This window comes from Citrobacter sp. Cu233, assembly GCF_030332225.1.
Classification (GTDB): Bacteria; Pseudomonadota; Gammaproteobacteria; order Enterobacterales; family Enterobacteriaceae; genus Citrobacter.
Map to the genome: position 1 here is coordinate 80,541 of NZ_JAOWIF010000043.1, position 14,470 is coordinate 95,010.

The 14,470-nt window shown below is 50.3% G+C and carries 15 protein-coding genes; 6 read left to right on the top strand and 9 right to left on the bottom strand.

Annotated features, from left to right (window positions below):
• Positions 1-2: 2 nt before the first annotated feature.
• Both OGX95_RS21195 and OGX95_RS21200 read right to left on the bottom strand, forming a co-directional pair.
• Positions 3-1,604, bottom strand: a complete 1,602-nt coding sequence (locus tag OGX95_RS21195) for a BCCT family transporter (RefSeq protein WP_286630883.1) — start codon at positions 1,602-1,604, stop codon at positions 3-5.
• Between the two features lie 257 nt (positions 1,605-1,861).
• Positions 1,862-2,944 carry a tartrate dehydrogenase gene (locus tag OGX95_RS21200; protein WP_286630884.1) on the bottom strand — a complete coding sequence of 361 codons (1,083 nt, stop codon included), beginning with the start codon at positions 2,942-2,944 and terminating at the stop codon, positions 1,862-1,864.
• A gap of 103 nt (positions 2,945-3,047) precedes the next feature.
• On the opposite strand from OGX95_RS21200, the gene OGX95_RS21205 reads away from it, so the two are divergent.
• On the top strand, positions 3,048-3,965 hold the full coding sequence (locus OGX95_RS21205; protein ID WP_286630885.1) for a LysR family transcriptional regulator: 918 nt from the start codon (positions 3,048-3,050) through the stop codon (positions 3,963-3,965).
• 85 nt (positions 3,966-4,050) lie between these two features.
• On the opposite strand, the gene minE is transcribed toward OGX95_RS21205, so the two are convergent.
• From minE to minC, 3 genes are read right to left on the bottom strand one after another with little or no spacing between them, the layout of a single operon-like run.
• Entirely contained in the window at positions 4,051-4,317 is a 267-nt protein-coding gene (gene minE, locus OGX95_RS21210; RefSeq protein ID WP_003833739.1) for a cell division topological specificity factor MinE, read from the bottom strand.
• Positions 4,318-4,320: 3 nt separating this feature from the next.
• Positions 4,321-5,133 (bottom strand): septum site-determining protein MinD, encoded by an 813-nt coding sequence (minD, locus tag OGX95_RS21215; protein ID WP_005122235.1) that lies wholly within the window; start codon positions 5,131-5,133, stop codon positions 4,321-4,323.
• Positions 5,134-5,156: 23 nt separating this feature from the next.
• Complete coding sequence (gene minC, locus OGX95_RS21220; protein ID WP_286630886.1) at positions 5,157-5,864, bottom strand: septum site-determining protein MinC; 708 nt, start codon at positions 5,862-5,864, stop codon at positions 5,157-5,159.
• A 126-nt stretch (positions 5,865-5,990) separates the two neighbouring features.
• Between minC and OGX95_RS21225 the strand changes: the two genes are divergently transcribed.
• From OGX95_RS21225 to ycgN, 3 genes are all read left to right on the top strand, one after another.
• Complete coding sequence (locus OGX95_RS21225; RefSeq protein ID WP_137381645.1) at positions 5,991-6,284, top strand: YcgL domain-containing protein; 294 nt, start codon at positions 5,991-5,993, stop codon at positions 6,282-6,284.
• A 69-nt stretch (positions 6,285-6,353) separates the two neighbouring features.
• Positions 6,354-7,013, top strand: coding sequence for a fumarylacetoacetate hydrolase family protein (locus tag OGX95_RS21230; protein WP_286630887.1), 660 nt, complete (start codon positions 6,354-6,356; stop codon positions 7,011-7,013).
• Between the two features lie 92 nt (positions 7,014-7,105).
• A complete protein-coding gene (gene ycgN, locus OGX95_RS21235) occupies positions 7,106-7,552 on the top strand; it encodes a cysteine cluster protein YcgN (RefSeq protein WP_135322144.1) in 447 nt (148 codons plus the stop codon).
• A gap of 29 nt (positions 7,553-7,581) precedes the next feature.
• Here the strand turns inward: ycgN and OGX95_RS21240 are convergent, their stop codons facing one another.
• From OGX95_RS21240 to nhaB, 3 genes are all read right to left on the bottom strand, one after another.
• Positions 7,582-7,923 carry a TehB family protein gene (locus OGX95_RS21240; RefSeq protein WP_003020940.1) on the bottom strand — a complete coding sequence of 114 codons (342 nt, stop codon included), beginning with the start codon at positions 7,921-7,923 and terminating at the stop codon, positions 7,582-7,584.
• A gap of 108 nt (positions 7,924-8,031) precedes the next feature.
• Complete coding sequence (dsbB, locus tag OGX95_RS21245) at positions 8,032-8,562, bottom strand: disulfide bond formation protein DsbB (protein ID WP_286630888.1); 531 nt, start codon at positions 8,560-8,562, stop codon at positions 8,032-8,034.
• Positions 8,563-8,703: 141 nt separating this feature from the next.
• On the bottom strand, positions 8,704-10,248 hold the full coding sequence (gene nhaB, locus OGX95_RS21250; RefSeq protein WP_286630890.1) for a Na(+)/H(+) antiporter NhaB: 1,545 nt from the start codon (positions 10,246-10,248) through the stop codon (positions 8,704-8,706).
• A 237-nt stretch (positions 10,249-10,485) separates the two neighbouring features.
• Here nhaB and fadR point away from each other — a divergent pair, with 237 nt between their 5' ends.
• Complete coding sequence (gene fadR, locus OGX95_RS21255; protein ID WP_005122254.1) at positions 10,486-11,205, top strand: fatty acid metabolism transcriptional regulator FadR; 720 nt, start codon at positions 10,486-10,488, stop codon at positions 11,203-11,205.
• Positions 11,206-11,307: 102 nt separating this feature from the next.
• Here the strand turns inward: fadR and OGX95_RS21260 are convergent, their stop codons facing one another.
• The gene (locus OGX95_RS21260; protein ID WP_286630891.1) at positions 11,308-12,840 is read right to left on the bottom strand and encodes a SpoVR family protein; all 1,533 of its coding nucleotides are present in this window, start codon (positions 12,838-12,840) and stop codon (positions 11,308-11,310) included.
• 322 nt (positions 12,841-13,162) lie between these two features.
• Between OGX95_RS21260 and OGX95_RS21265 the strand changes: the two genes are divergently transcribed.
• Positions 13,163-14,461 (top strand): D-amino acid dehydrogenase, encoded by a 1,299-nt coding sequence (locus OGX95_RS21265; protein WP_286630892.1) that lies wholly within the window; start codon positions 13,163-13,165, stop codon positions 14,459-14,461.
• The last annotated feature ends 9 nt before the right edge of the window (positions 14,462-14,470 follow it).

Consider the following 14,470-nt stretch of genomic DNA (forward strand, 5'->3'; position numbering starts at 1 on the left):
GCTTAATTGCCGCCTTTGAGTAGTGTCTCAGCCGGTGGCGTGACAGGCGCGTCGGCCGGTGCTTCGGGAAGATGACTTTCAATTTGGTGAGCAGGAACATGGGCATAATCCTGCCGTACCCAGCGAAGAAAACCGCCGACTTTCACCAACAGGATGGCGAGGAAGGGAAGGGCGGTCAGAACCACCGTGGTCTTCATGGTTTCCAGAGACGCACCAGTGAATAAAATTGATAATGGAATCAATGTGATGACCACGCACCAGAACAGACGTAAGCCACGTTCAGGATCTTCACCTTCCTGTAGGTTACGTGTGCTGGTGGCTGCCATGGTGTAGGCCACAGCATCCATATGCGAGGCAAGGAAAATAATCATGATGGCCAGATACGCGACCAGGAACAGCTTCCCGGCAGGCAATGACATCAGTACCTGCTGCACAGCCGTTTCACCACCCAACGTCGCCATGACCTGCGGCACGTCTATGACGCCATTGACAAACTGATGGATAGAGTAGCTTTCCATCACGCCAAAGAAGAACCAACAACCGACGGTGCTACCGAGGATTAACGCCCAGATAACCTCTTTAATTTTGCGCCCGCGAGAAACGCGCGTCACAAACATAGCGACTCCTGGGGTGTAGGAGATCCACCACAGCCAGTAGAACACTGTCCAGTTGCGGGTAAATTCACCGTTACCGAGTGGGTCGGTAAACAGACTCATCTGCAAAAAGTTTTGTGTTGTCAGGCCGATAGCGTTGATGATGTTATTGGTGATGAACTCGGTTGGGCCGACAATCAGTACGATCAACGGCAGTAAAAATGCCCCCCAGCCCACCATCTTGCTCAGACGTTGCAGACCATTGTTGATGCCAATCCAGGAGCTGAGGCAGAAGATGCCGCCAGAGAACAGGATCACAAAGGCTTGCACCGTAAAGTTATCCGGCAAACCAGTAAGTGCTGATAAACCACGGGTGAAGGTTGCAGCGGTAACGACCAGGGAGATGGTTAACGCGCCGACGGTGGCGATCAGGAACATCAAATCGACCAGTCTTCCCCATACGCCCTGTGGATGAACGCCGGTGATAGCAGCAATGATCCCGGACAGGCTCAACCCTTTATTTTTACGCACATGGAAATGGTAGGCCATGGTTAACGAGGCCAGTGTGTAGGTCGCCCACGCGCTGATCCCCCAATGGAAAAAGGAGTAGGGCAGACTGAATTCCAGCGCTTTTTGTGAGTGTGGGGCGATGTTCAGACCCGGCGTTTGGTAGTAATAGGCCCATTCAGCAACCCCCCAATAGAGCGTGGAGGAGCCTAATCCGGCGCAAATAAACATAAACAGCCAGGACAGCGTACTGTATTCTGCTTTACCTTCACCGAGGCGAATATTGCCGTATTTGCTGGTGGCCAGCCAGACAACCAGCCCCATAGCCATGAGGACCAGGATCTGCACGGCAGAACCCAGCATGCGAGTGACACCGTTAAAAATGGCATTCGCTGCTTGTGCAGACTGCTGAGGGAAGAGACTGAGTGTGGCGGCGATAAAAAGAATGGCCACCAGACTGATGGCTATCAGTGGCACATCTTTTTTCTTTACGTTGCTCAACATGGATGATCTCCTGGGCATAGTCGCCCGCGTTTGGCATTAGCCTGTCGTTGTTATCATGCTGTAGGGTAAGATTTTGTCGCTTCGTATTTAACAATTTTATTATTTGTTCTTTACATGAATTAAACAATTGCCTGATGCGTGAAGCAATAAAACACGGAACGGAAATAATAAAAAGTGAATTCAAGCAGGTTATTTGACGCTCAGAACACATAAAAAAACCGCGTCAGTGACGCGGCTCATATTTCGTGGTTTGACCTCTAACGCAGCGCCCGGCAGATAGCGTCACCTACCTGTTGAGTGGTGGCATTGCCTTTCATATCCGGCGTTTTAGGGCCGCTGGCAATAACCTGTTCAATTGCGGCCATAATGCCATCGTGGGCGGCCTGATAATTCGCATCGCCGTTGCCAAGGAAATCCAGCATCATCGCGCCAGCCCAGATGGCGGCAATTGGGTTAGCAATATTCTTGCCGTAGATATCCGGGGCTGAACCGTGGACCGGTTCGAACAACGATGGGAAGGTTCGTTCCGGATTTAAGTTTGCCGAGGGTGCAATGCCAATCGTGCCAGTACAGGCAGGACCTAAATCGGACAGGATGTCGCCAAACAGGTTAGAGGCGACCACCACGTCAAAACGCTCCGGTTGCATAACAAAACGGGCGCACAGAATGTCGATATGCTGTTTATCCCAGCGGATTTCAGGGTACTGGGCAGCCATTGCTTCAACGCGCTCATCCCAGTAAGGCATGCTAATGGCAAGGCCGTTTGATTTGGTGGCTGAGGTCAGTGTCTTACGTGGACGGCTCTGTGCCATTTCAAACGCGTAACGCAAAATGCGATCAACGCCACGACGCGTGAAGACCGACTCCTGAATGACCACTTCATGTTCGGTACCCTCGCTTACGCGCCCGCCCAGTGAAGAATACTCGCCTTCGGTATTTTCACGCACAACGTAGAAATCAATGTCGCCGGGTTTCTTACCCGCCAACGGGCAAGGTACACCAGGAAACAGGCGTACCGGACGCAGGTTGACGTATTGATCGAACTCACGACGAAACTTGAGTAACGAGCCCCATAGTGAGATGTGATCCGGTACAGTGTCTGGCCAGCCGACGGCACCAAAGTAGATAGCATCGAAGGATTTCAACTGTTCATGCCAGTCATCCGGCATCATCTTGCCGTGATGCGTATAGTACTCGCAGCTGGCCCATTCCATTTGCTCAAAGCTGAGCGACAGGTCCCAGCGTTCGGCGGCTGCCTGTAACACATGAATACCTTCAGGCAGGACTTCTTTACCAATGCCATCTCCGGGGATAGCGGCAATACGACAGGTTTTCTTCATAGCAGCTCTCACTTGTACGCCATCAAAATTGACTTTCCCCTTATCCTATAATTGACTGATTAATAGTTAATCCCGCCAACTGGTGAAACATAAAACACAGATCATGAATAATCTGCCGCTGTTAAATGATTTACGCGTCTTTATGCTGGTTGCCCGCCGCGCGGGTTTTGCCGCCGTTGCCGAGGAGCTAGGCGTTTCACCCGCTTTTATCAGTAAGCGTGTTGCGTTATTGGAACAGACACTGAACGTCGTGCTGTTACACCGCACAACACGGCGTGTCACCATCACGGAAGAAGGGGAACGAATCTACGAATGGGCCCAGCGGATCCTACAGGATGTTGATCAGATGATGGATGAGCTGTCTGATGTCCGGCAGATCCCGCAGGGGATGTTACGTATTATCAGCAGCTTTGGTTTTGGTCGCCGTGTAGTGGCTCCAGCGTTGTCAGCGCTGGCAAAAGAGTATCCGCAGCTGGAGTTGCGGTTTGACGTTGAGGATCGGTTAGTCGATCTGGTTAATGAAGGTGTCGATCTTGATATCCGTATCGGGGATGATATTGCACCCAATTTGATCGCACGGAAGCTGGCAACCAATTATCGAATATTGTGTGCATCACCTGAGTTTGTGGCGCAGTACGGTACACCGAAACAACTGAACGATCTGTCCACTTTGCCCTGTCTGGTGATTAAAGAGCGCGATCATCCATTTGGCATCTGGCAAATGCGCAACAAAGAGGGAGTGCACTCGATTAAGGTGACGGGGCCGCTCTCCTCCAATCATGGCGAAGTTGTTCACCAATGGTGTGTGGATGGTCAGGGGATTGCGCTACGTTCATGGTGGGATGTCTGCGATAACATCGCCAGTGGGCATTTGGTTCATATATTGCCTGACTATTATCAACCAGCAAATATTTGGGCTGTTTATGTGTCACGCCTGGCGACGTCGGCCAAAATCCGTATTACTGTGGAGTATTTACGTCGCTATTTTGCTGAGAACTACCCGAAGTTCACTTTGGAATAAATGGGGCGCAGCCCGGACTAAGATCAGAAATAAAAAAGGCAGAATAATCTGCCTTTTTTCAACCATGACTTATTTACAAAAGACGTTATTTAGACTCTTCTGCTTCAGGTAAAGTCACGTTAAGTTCAAGGATAGAAATATCGCCGTCTTTTTGTTCAAGCTGTACGGTGACCATTTCAGGATCAATTTGTACATACTTACAGATAACGTCGAGAATATCTTTCCTCAACTGCGGTAAATAATGCGGTTCGGCGTCACTACGACGACGTTCCGCAACAATAATCTGCAGTCGCTCTTTAGCGATGTTCGCTGTGCTCTTTTTCCGCGAGAGAAAAAAATCCAGTAATGCCATAACTTATCCTCCGAACAGGCGTTTGAGGAAACCTTTCTTCTCTTCTTCAATGAAGCGGAAAGGACGTTCTTCTCCCAACAGACGGTCTACGGTATCAGCATAGGCTTTACCGGCATCAGCATTGATGTCGAGAATAACCGGCTCACCCTGGTTAGACGCGCGCAGGACTGACTGATCTTCAGGAATCACGCCAACCAGCTTGATTCGTAGAATTTCCAGTACGTCTTCCATGCTGAGCATGTCACCTTTATTTACGCGGCCAGGGTTATAGCGCGTAAGCAGCAGATGCTCTTTAATCGGATCTTCGCCATTTTCAGCGCGACGAGATTTCGACGCCAGAATACCCAGAATACGGTCAGAGTCACGTACAGAAGACACTTCCGGGTTGGTGGTAATAATGGCTTCATCGGCAAAATACAGGGCCATCAGCGCACCGGTCTCAATACCTGCCGGGGAGTCGCAGACGATGAAGTCAAAATCCATCGCTTTCAGATCATCCAGAACTTTCGCGACGCCTTCACGTGTCAGCGCGTCTTTATCACGAGTCTGTGAGGCCGGAAGAATAAAGAGATTTTCGGTACGTTTATCTTTGATTAACGCCTGATTTAACGACGCATCGCCCTGAATAACGTTGACGAAGTCATAAACGACGCGACGTTCACAACCCATAATTAAATCAAGGTTACGCAGGCCGATATCAAAATCAATAACGACAGTTTTCTTTCCCTTCTGGGCCAAACCTGTAGCGATGGCCGCGCTGGAGGTGGTTTTGCCAACGCCCCCTTTACCCGAAGTAACAACAATAATGCGTGCCATAGAAATTCCTTGTTAAAAAGGGATCAATTCAACGGTTGAACTGTCAAAGCGTTCTCTGCCAATTGCAGACGTGCCGCTTTGCCATAAAATTCTGCTGGGATTTTATCACTCAGCCAATAAACACCTGCGATAGACACCAGTTCTGCCGTCAGGTGGGTACAGAAAATTTGCGCTTCCCGATCGCCGCTTGCGCCCGCCAGGGCACGGCCTCTCATCATGCCATAAACGTGAATATTGCCATCAGCGATAAGCTCAGCGCCCGCACTGACGTGACTTGTAACAATCAGATCACATTGTGGAGCATAAATACGCTGACCGGAACGAACCGGGACATTTATTAATCGTGTTTTTGTGATGGGAGTAACGTTTTGTGGCGGTACGGCAGGTGCCGGAGCTTCAACAGGCGCGGCACGAATCGCTTTTTCTTTGCCTTCTGTCAGTAAAGGAAGACCCATTTCGTCGATTTCTGCCTTAAGTTTTGCATCCTTGCATCCGCTAACACCAATAATGCGCAGTCCCGTAGACGTGATGACTTTTTGCAGCGCCGACCAGTTTACCGGGCTTTCAAGGCCACTCACGTTGATCACCACGGGAGCATGTTTTAAAAAAGCAGGTGCCTGCGCGATTTTGTCTTCCAACGCCTGACGAATAACCTTGGGTTCTGCTTCATGTAAGTGAACCACTGATAAGGTGAAGCTACTGCCTTTAAGCTCGATTGGCGTGTTTGACATCCTGGCCTTACTCAATTTGCTATTTATCATCCCCAGTGCGGGGTGATATTCCGAAGACTATAAGGCATGTTATAGTCAGTATTATATTGAGGCAAGCCACCATTCCGTGAATTCAGAGTAAAAGATATGTTTTGTGTGATCTACCGAAGCAGCAAACGTGACCAGACCTATTTATATGTCGAAAAAAAAGACGATTTCTCGCGTGTTCCTGAAGAACTGATGAAAGGATTTGGTCAGCCAAAACTGGCAATGATTTTACCGCTTGATGGTCGTAAAAAACTGGTTAATGCCGATCTTGAAAAAGTAAAACAGGCACTCACCGAGCAGGGCTATTATTTACAAATACCACCGCCGCCTGAGGATTTACTCAAACAGCATTTATCTGCGGTAAAACAAAATACACCAGACGCTAAACGTTAAACTGCATCCGGCAGCAGCATGTCTCATCGATGCAGTACCTGAAATCTATGACTACGTTAGGGGAAAGTAATGTATCAACATCATAACTGGCATGGTGCTCTGCTGGATTATCCGGTGAGCAAAGTGGTTTGTGTAGGTAGCAATTACGCAAACCATATTAAAGAGATGGGCAGCGCAACGCCGGATGAACCGGTGCTGTTTATCAAACCGGAAACGGCGCTGTGCGACCTGCGCCAACCGCTGGTCATTCCGGCGGATATGGGGTCTGTTCATCACGAAGTTGAACTGGCCGTGCTGATCGGTGCAAACCTGCGCCAGGCGACAGAAGAGCATGTGCGCAAAGCCATCGCTGGCTATGGTGTGGCGCTGGACCTGACCCTGCGTGATATCCAGGGCAAAATGAAAAAAGCGGGGCAGCCGTGGGAGAAAGCGAAGGGATTTGACAACTCTTGCCCGCTGTCGGGGTTTATTCCGGTAGCGGAATTTAATGGTGATCCGCAGAATACTCAGCTCGGATTAACGGTGAACGGCGAAGTGCGCCAGCAGGGCACTACGGCGGATATGATCCATCATATTGTTCCATTGATTGCTTATATGAGCCGATTCTTCACGCTTAGGGCCGGTGATGTGGTGCTGACTGGGACGCCAGCAGGCGTTGGGCCGTTACACAGCGGTGATGAGCTGGCTATTAGTTTCCATGGCCAAACGCTCACGACAAGAGTGCTGTAATCTCTTCTTGCCGCCTTTTCGGGCGGCAAAACTTGCATCAGCGTGCCAGACTGGTTATAAGGTGCAACCTGATTTTTGATGTGGACATCCCGATGAGCGAATTACCTTTTTGGCAAAGTAAAACCCTTGATGAAATGACCGACGCCGAATGGGAGTCGTTGTGCGACGGCTGCGGACAATGCTGCCTGCACAAGTTGATGGATGAAGACACCGATGAAATTTACTTCACCAATGTTGCCTGTAAGCAGCTCAATATCAAAACCTGCCAGTGCCGTAACTACGAGCGTCGATTCGAGTATGAGCCTGACTGCATCAAGCTGACGCGTGATAATCTGCCCACTTTTGAGTGGTTGCCGATGACCTGTGCGTATCGTTTGCTGGCGGAAGGGAAAGGCCTGCCGGACTGGCACCCGCTGCTGACCGGCTCTAAAGCAGCGATGCACGGTGAGCGTATTTCAGTTCGCCATATTGCGGTGAAGGAATCAGAAGTACACGACTGGCAGGACCATATATTGAACAAACCTTCATGGGCGGACTGAGCCGCCCATCGATTAACAGGCGTTAAGGATTAAGACTTTTTCGCCTGGTACATCTCATCTCCGTGGTTGTCATCCTCAACCCAGAAATTAATGTTGAACTGCGCGTCGTCGCTTAATTCCACGCGATGCCAGTACTGCGGTGGGCTGGTCGCAAACTGACCGGCATTAATCACCACTTTCACTTCAGGTTCTTTCGCGTCTTCATTGGCAAAGCCGTAATACGTTACCGTACCTTCCATTACGCAGAGTTGTCCAAACACACCTGCAGCGGTGTTGTGGTGAGAAAGCAGAGCTGCCGGGACATTGTCTTTCGTAAAGAAGGGAGTAGAGCGTTTAACTTTCCAGTTTGCCGGGATGCGTAAGTGGGACATAAGACATCTCCTTTATGTGGCATTTATAAGATGTATTTAATATACATCTTATAAATGCCAACAGGCAATGAATTTAAGGTAAAAAAACGCTCCCGAAGGAGCGTTCTGTTAACGACCGAAGAGGTCACGTTTTTTCGGTTTAAAGGGCTGGGCAATCAGCACCAACACGGCAACGACCAGATATGCGGCAAAAATCCCCAACAGCCACTGCGGCATCTCCAGGGTTAAAAATGACCACTGACGCTCAGCGCAGTCACCGGATGCCATAAATACCTGCGGCAGCCATTTATCCAGCGGTAACCAACTCGGGAAGCGTGCGGCAAAATCACAGGTCATGAACGGTGACGGGTGAAGCTGAATCATCGTGTGTTCATACGCTAACTGAAGCCCGCGCCAGGCGCTGTAAATCCAGATAATCATCGCCACATAGCGCAACGGTGTTTTTGGCGCAATAGCACCCACCAGGCCTGCAGCCATCACGCCGAATAACGCACTACGTTCGTAAATACACAACACGCAAGGTTTAAGCAGCATAACGTGCTGGAACCATAACGCGACGAGTTCCAGCGCCAGGGCGGTTAGCGCCAACAGTAACCATGCTCCACGACCACGGGAGCACTGGTTTAAAAATCGCAACATAATAATTTCCCTGCAACATGCGTAGAGACCGCAGTTTAAACCAATTCAATTTATGCGCCACTAGCGGCAATTGAAATATTGTGTAATCGGATAATTATCATGCAAAAAGTCAAACCGGGCAGTGATTTACCCGGTTTATTGTTATGAAAGTGTAGCTAACCAGCCTGTTTGCGTCATCCATTCGGTCACTGGGACCAGCGTGAACTCTACGCACAACAGACCCACCAGCGTCAGGACGATCGTATACGGCAATGCCATCCACACCATACGACCGTAGGAGAGGCGAATCAGTGGTGCCAGTGCGGAGGTAAGCAGGAACAAGAATGCCGCCTGACCATTTGGCGTAGCCACAGAAGGCAGGTTGGTTCCGGTATTAATCGCCACCGCTAACAGTTCATATTGATTCAGGCTAATCGTCCCGTGCTCCAGCGCCGCTTTCGCTTCGTTGATGTAAATTGTGCCAACAAAGACGTTGTCTGAAATTGACGACAGCAGGCCGTTGAAAAGATAAAACAGGGTTAGCTGTGCATGTTCAGAAGACTGCAAAACAAACTGAATGATCGGCGCAAAAAGCTGCTGATCGATAATTACCGCCACCACGGAGAAAAACACGGTCAGCAGCGCGGTGAACGGTAGCGACTCGGTGAACGCTTTACCAATAGCGTGTTCGTCAGTGACACCGGTTAACGACGTGGCCAGAATAATCACTGACAGGCCAATGAGTCCGACTTCTGCCAGATGCAGTGCGAGGGCAACGACCAACCATACGCCGATAACCGATTGAATAATCAGCTTGATTTTATCCTGGCGGGTACGTTGTTGACGGCTTTCATCGTCAAACTGTTGCAGAACGCCACGGACAGCCTCCGGCAATGTTTCACCGTAGCCAAACCAACGTAACTTTTCAACCAGCAGGCAGGTGAGCAGACCGCAAAGCAACACCGGGACAGTGACCGGCGACATGCGCAGGAAAAAATCACCAAAATGCCAGCCAGCCGCTTTGGCGATAATCAGGTTCTGCGGTTCGCCAACCATGGTCATCACACCGCCTAACGCTGTGCCGACTCCCGCGTGCATCATCAGGCTGCGCAGAAAACCACGGAACTGCTCCAGTACGGCTTTATTGTGCTGGTCGATATGGCTGTCATCCAGCAAATTGTTATCTTCCGGACGGGAAGAGGCGACGCGATGGTAGATACCGTAAAAACCAACCGCTACGCTTATCACTACTGCGACCACGGTCAAGGCGTCGAGGAACGCAGAAAGGAAGGCAGCGGCCACACAAAAGGCCAGCGACAGCAGCATCTTGGAGCGAATACTGAGCAGCAGTCGGGTAAAAATAAACAGCAGCAGTTGCTTCATAAAGTAGATGCCCGCCACCATAAACATCAGCAGCAAGAGCACTTCAAGGTTGGCTGCAACTTCTTCACGAACATGAGTGGCGCTGGTCATGCCGATGACGACAGCTTCGATGGCTAACAGCCCGCCCGGCAACAGTGGATAACACTTAAGCGCCATTGCCAGCGTAAAAATGAATTCGGCCACCAGCAACCAACCCGCGATAAAAGGATTGATGAAAAAAATAAGCGGGTTAATGATTAAGAAGACGAGCAGTGCAAGTTTATACCAGTCCGGCGACTGGCCTAAAAAATTGCGCCACATAGCGCGGCCCCATGATAGCTCCATGGCAGTTTCCCTTACCTGTAAAAATGAAATCATGTTTTTATGTTTGACCGCAAAGCTTAGCGGCACGAGGGAACGCAGGCAAGCTCTTCACGTGGCTTATCGTACCGACTGCGTATCCGCCTTATCTGGAAAATGAAGCCTTGATCCACTTTTTCTTCGTTACGTCAGCTATCAGCTAAGAAACCCGTCTGGTATGATGTGTGTAACTATGTTTTGCTGTGTAATGGAATTATCGCTATGGTCATTAAGGCGCAAAGCCCTGCTGGGTTCGCGGAAGAGTACATCATTGAGAGTATCTGGAATAACCGCTTCCCACCTGGCACTATTTTGCCCGCTGAACGTGAACTCTCCGAACTTATTGGAGTAACACGTACCACGTTACGCGAAGTATTGCAGCGTCTGGCGCGGGACGGCTGGTTGACCATTCAACACGGCAAACCGACGAAAGTGAATAACTTCTGGGAAACCTCCGGACTGAATATCCTGGAAACGTTGGCGCGTCTCGATCACGAAAGCGTTCCGCAGTTGATTGATAATCTGCTGTCTGTACGTACCAACATCTCGACGATCTTTATTCGCACCGCATTCCGCCAACATCCTGATAAAGCCCAGGACGTTTTGGCCACGGCGAATCAGGTTGCTGACCATGCTGACGCGTTTGCCGATCTGGACTACAACATTTTCCGCGGTCTGGCATTTGCGTCGGGCAATCCGATTTACGGTTTGATCCTCAATGGTATGAAAGGACTTTATACGCGTATTGGCCGTCATTACTTTGCCAACCCGGAAGCGCGCGGCCTGGCGTTGAACTTCTACCGTAAGCTGTCAGAGCTGTGTGAGCAGGGCGCTCATGATTTGGTCTATGAAACGGTGCGTCGCTATGGTCACGACAGTGGTGAGATTTGGCACCGTATGCAGAAGAATTTACCGGGCGATTTAGCTATTCAGGGACGCTAATCGCTCAATGCCGGATGGTAACGCCAACGCGTCTTATCCGGCCTACAATGCGTCTGTGTCGTAGGCCGGATAAGGTGTTTACACCGTCTCCGGCAATAAGCTTCACAGGCCGTTCATCCTTGGCGGGCAACGCTCCAGCAGCTCAACGCTGCCATCTTCATTTTGCTGCTCCAGCATCACATCAAATCCCCACAGCCGATGAACATGCTTCAACACGTCTTTGCGTCCTTTATCCAACGGCGCGCGGTTATGTGGAATGTAACGCAAGGTCAGTGAACGGTCGCCGCGCAGATCGACATTCCAGATTTGAATATTCGGCTCCAGGTTGCTCAGGTTATATTGCGATGACAGCCTGTTACGGATCTCGCGATACCCCTCTTCATTGTGAATCGCTGAAATTTCCAGATAATTATGGCGATCATCATCCAGCACTGTGAACAGGCGGAAATCGCGCATCACTTTTGGTGACAGGAACTGGCTGATAAAGCTCTCATCTTTAAAATCACGCATCGCGAAATGCAGGGTTTCCAGCCAGTCGGAACCCGCAATACTTGGGAACCAATATTTGTCCTCCTCGGTGGGCGACTGACAAATACGTTTGATATCCTGGAACATAGCAAAGCCCAGCGCATAAGGGTTTATCCCGCTATACCATGGACTGTTATACGGTGGCTGGAATACCACGTTGGTATGGCTATGCAGAAACTCCAGCATGAAGCGTTCGGTGACTTTGCCTTCATCATAAAGGTGATTGAGGATGGTGTAGTGCCAGAAGGTTGCCCATCCCTCGTTCATAACCTGAGTCTGTTTCTGCGGATAAAAATACTGGCTCACCTTACGCACAATGCGCAGGACCTCTCGTTGCCAGGACTCAAGCAGTGGGGCATTTTTCTCCATAAAATACAGCAGGTTTTCCTGCGGCTCAGAAGGATAACGACGCGTGGCAGAGATCGTCTTCTCTTCCTCTTTCTTCGGCAACGTACGCCACAGCATATTCACCTGACTTTGCAGATACTCTTCACGACTTTTCTGCCGGGCCTTCTCTTCCTGTAGTGAGATCTTTTGCGGGCGTTTATAGCGGTCAACGCCGTAATTCATCAGCGCATGGCAGGAGTCGAGGAGTTTCTCAACTTCATCAACACCGTAACGCTCTTCACACTGGGTAATGTAGTTTCGCGCAAAGATCAGGTAATCGACGATGGAGCTGGCGTCCGTCCAGCTGCGGAACAGGTAGTTATTCTTGAAGAAAGAGTTATGTCCATAGCAGGCATGCGCCATGACCAGTGCCTGCATGGTGATGGTGTTCTCTTCCATCAGGTACGCGATACACGGGTTGGAGTTAATAACAATCTCATAGGCCAGTCCTTGCTGACCATGCTTGTACAAGCGTTCGGTTTCAATAAACTTTTTACCAAACGACCAGTGCGGATAGTTGATTGGCATCCCGACGCTGGAGTAGGCGTCCATCATTTGCTCAGAAGTGATCACCTCGATTTGGTGCGGGTAGGTATCCAGCCTGTAGAGTTTCGCCACGCGGTCTATCTCTGCCAGATAGACATCCAGCAGATCAAACGTCCAGTCGGGTCCATCGCTTAACCGTGTGCTGTCCTTGTTCATGGAATCAATCGTAGCCATTCGCGCACCCTCATTGTTGGCGGTACTCTCTGTCTGGAGTACCTCATTTCAAGCATAGATCATGGTGTTAAAAAGCGTGCTGCAGGAGAATTTTTTTCTTTGCGATTTCACATCAACGAAGAGTCGAAAAACGGCAGGTCAACAAAATTTTATGCTGGATAAAAATAACGCACAGCAGGAGATGCCAAAGCAGAGACTTCCCTGCAATCACTGCTATGTGTGAGATACATCACCATAAAAAAGCCATATGTTGAATAATATTTTCAACTGAGTTATCAAGATGTAATTAGAAGATTGTTCTTTTACTGTTAACGGAGTGGCTATGCGAGTTGTCATACTGGGAAGTGGCGTCGTTGGCGTGACCAGCGCCTGGTATTTAAGTCAGGCTGGACACGATGTCACCGTCATCGATCGTGAGCCGGGGCCGGCACTGGAAACCAGTGCGGCGAACGCCGGGCAAATCTCTCCTGGTTATGCCGCGCCGTGGGCGGCGCCAGGCGTACCGCTAAAAGCAATAAAATGGATGTTTCAGCGTCATGCTCCGTTGGCCGTGCGCCTCGACGGGACGCAGTTCCAGTTGAAATGGATGTGGCAAATGCTACGCAACTGCGACACCAGCCACTACATGGAAAACAAGGGCCGGATGGTGCGCCTGGCGGAATACAGCCGTGATTGCCTGAAAGCGCTGCGTGCCTCTACCGGTATTGAGTACGAAGGACGTCAGGGAGGAACGTTACAACTGTTCCGCACCGCTCAACAGTATGAGAACGCCACGCGTGATATTGCCGTGCTGGAAGATGCCGGTGTGCCGTACCAACTTCTGGAGGCGAATCGTCTGGCGGAAGTCGAACCTGCGCTGGCAGAGGTCGCGTACAAACTGACAGGGGGATTACGGTTGCCGAATGACGAAACCGGTGACTGTCAGCTGTTTACCCAGCGTCTGGCGCAAATGGCCGAGCAGGCGGGGGTAAAATTCCGTTTTAATACCCCCGTCGATAAGCTACTCAGCGAAGGCGAACAAATCTATGGTGTCCAGTGTGGCGACGAAGTGATCAAAGCCGATGCCTATGTTATGGCCTTTGGTTCGTACTCCACGGCGATGCTCAAAGGGATCGTTGATATTCCGGTATATCCGCTCAAAGGCTACTCATTAACCATTCCGGTGGCAGAAGATGATGGTGCGCCGGTTTCCACTATTCTTGATGAAACCTACAAAATCGCCATTACTCGTTTTGATGAGCGTATCCGTGTTGGCGGTATGGCAGAGATTGTCGGTTTTAATACCGAGCTACTACAACCACGTCGTGAAACGCTGGAGATGGTGGTGCGCGATCTCTTTCCGCGCGGCGGTCATGTTGAACAAGCAACATTCTGGACCGGGCTGCGTCCGATGACGCCAGACGGAACGCCAGTGGTGGGGCGTACCCGCTTTAAGAATCTGCTGCTCAATACGGGTCATGGCACATTGGGTTGGACGATGGCCTGTGGATCTGGTCAGTTGCTGAGCGATATTCTCTCTGGTCGCACGCCAGCCATACCTTATGACGATCTGAGCGTGGCGCGTTACAGTCCGGGATTTACCCCGTCTCGCCCGCGGCATTTACACGGCGTACATAACTAATAAGGACGC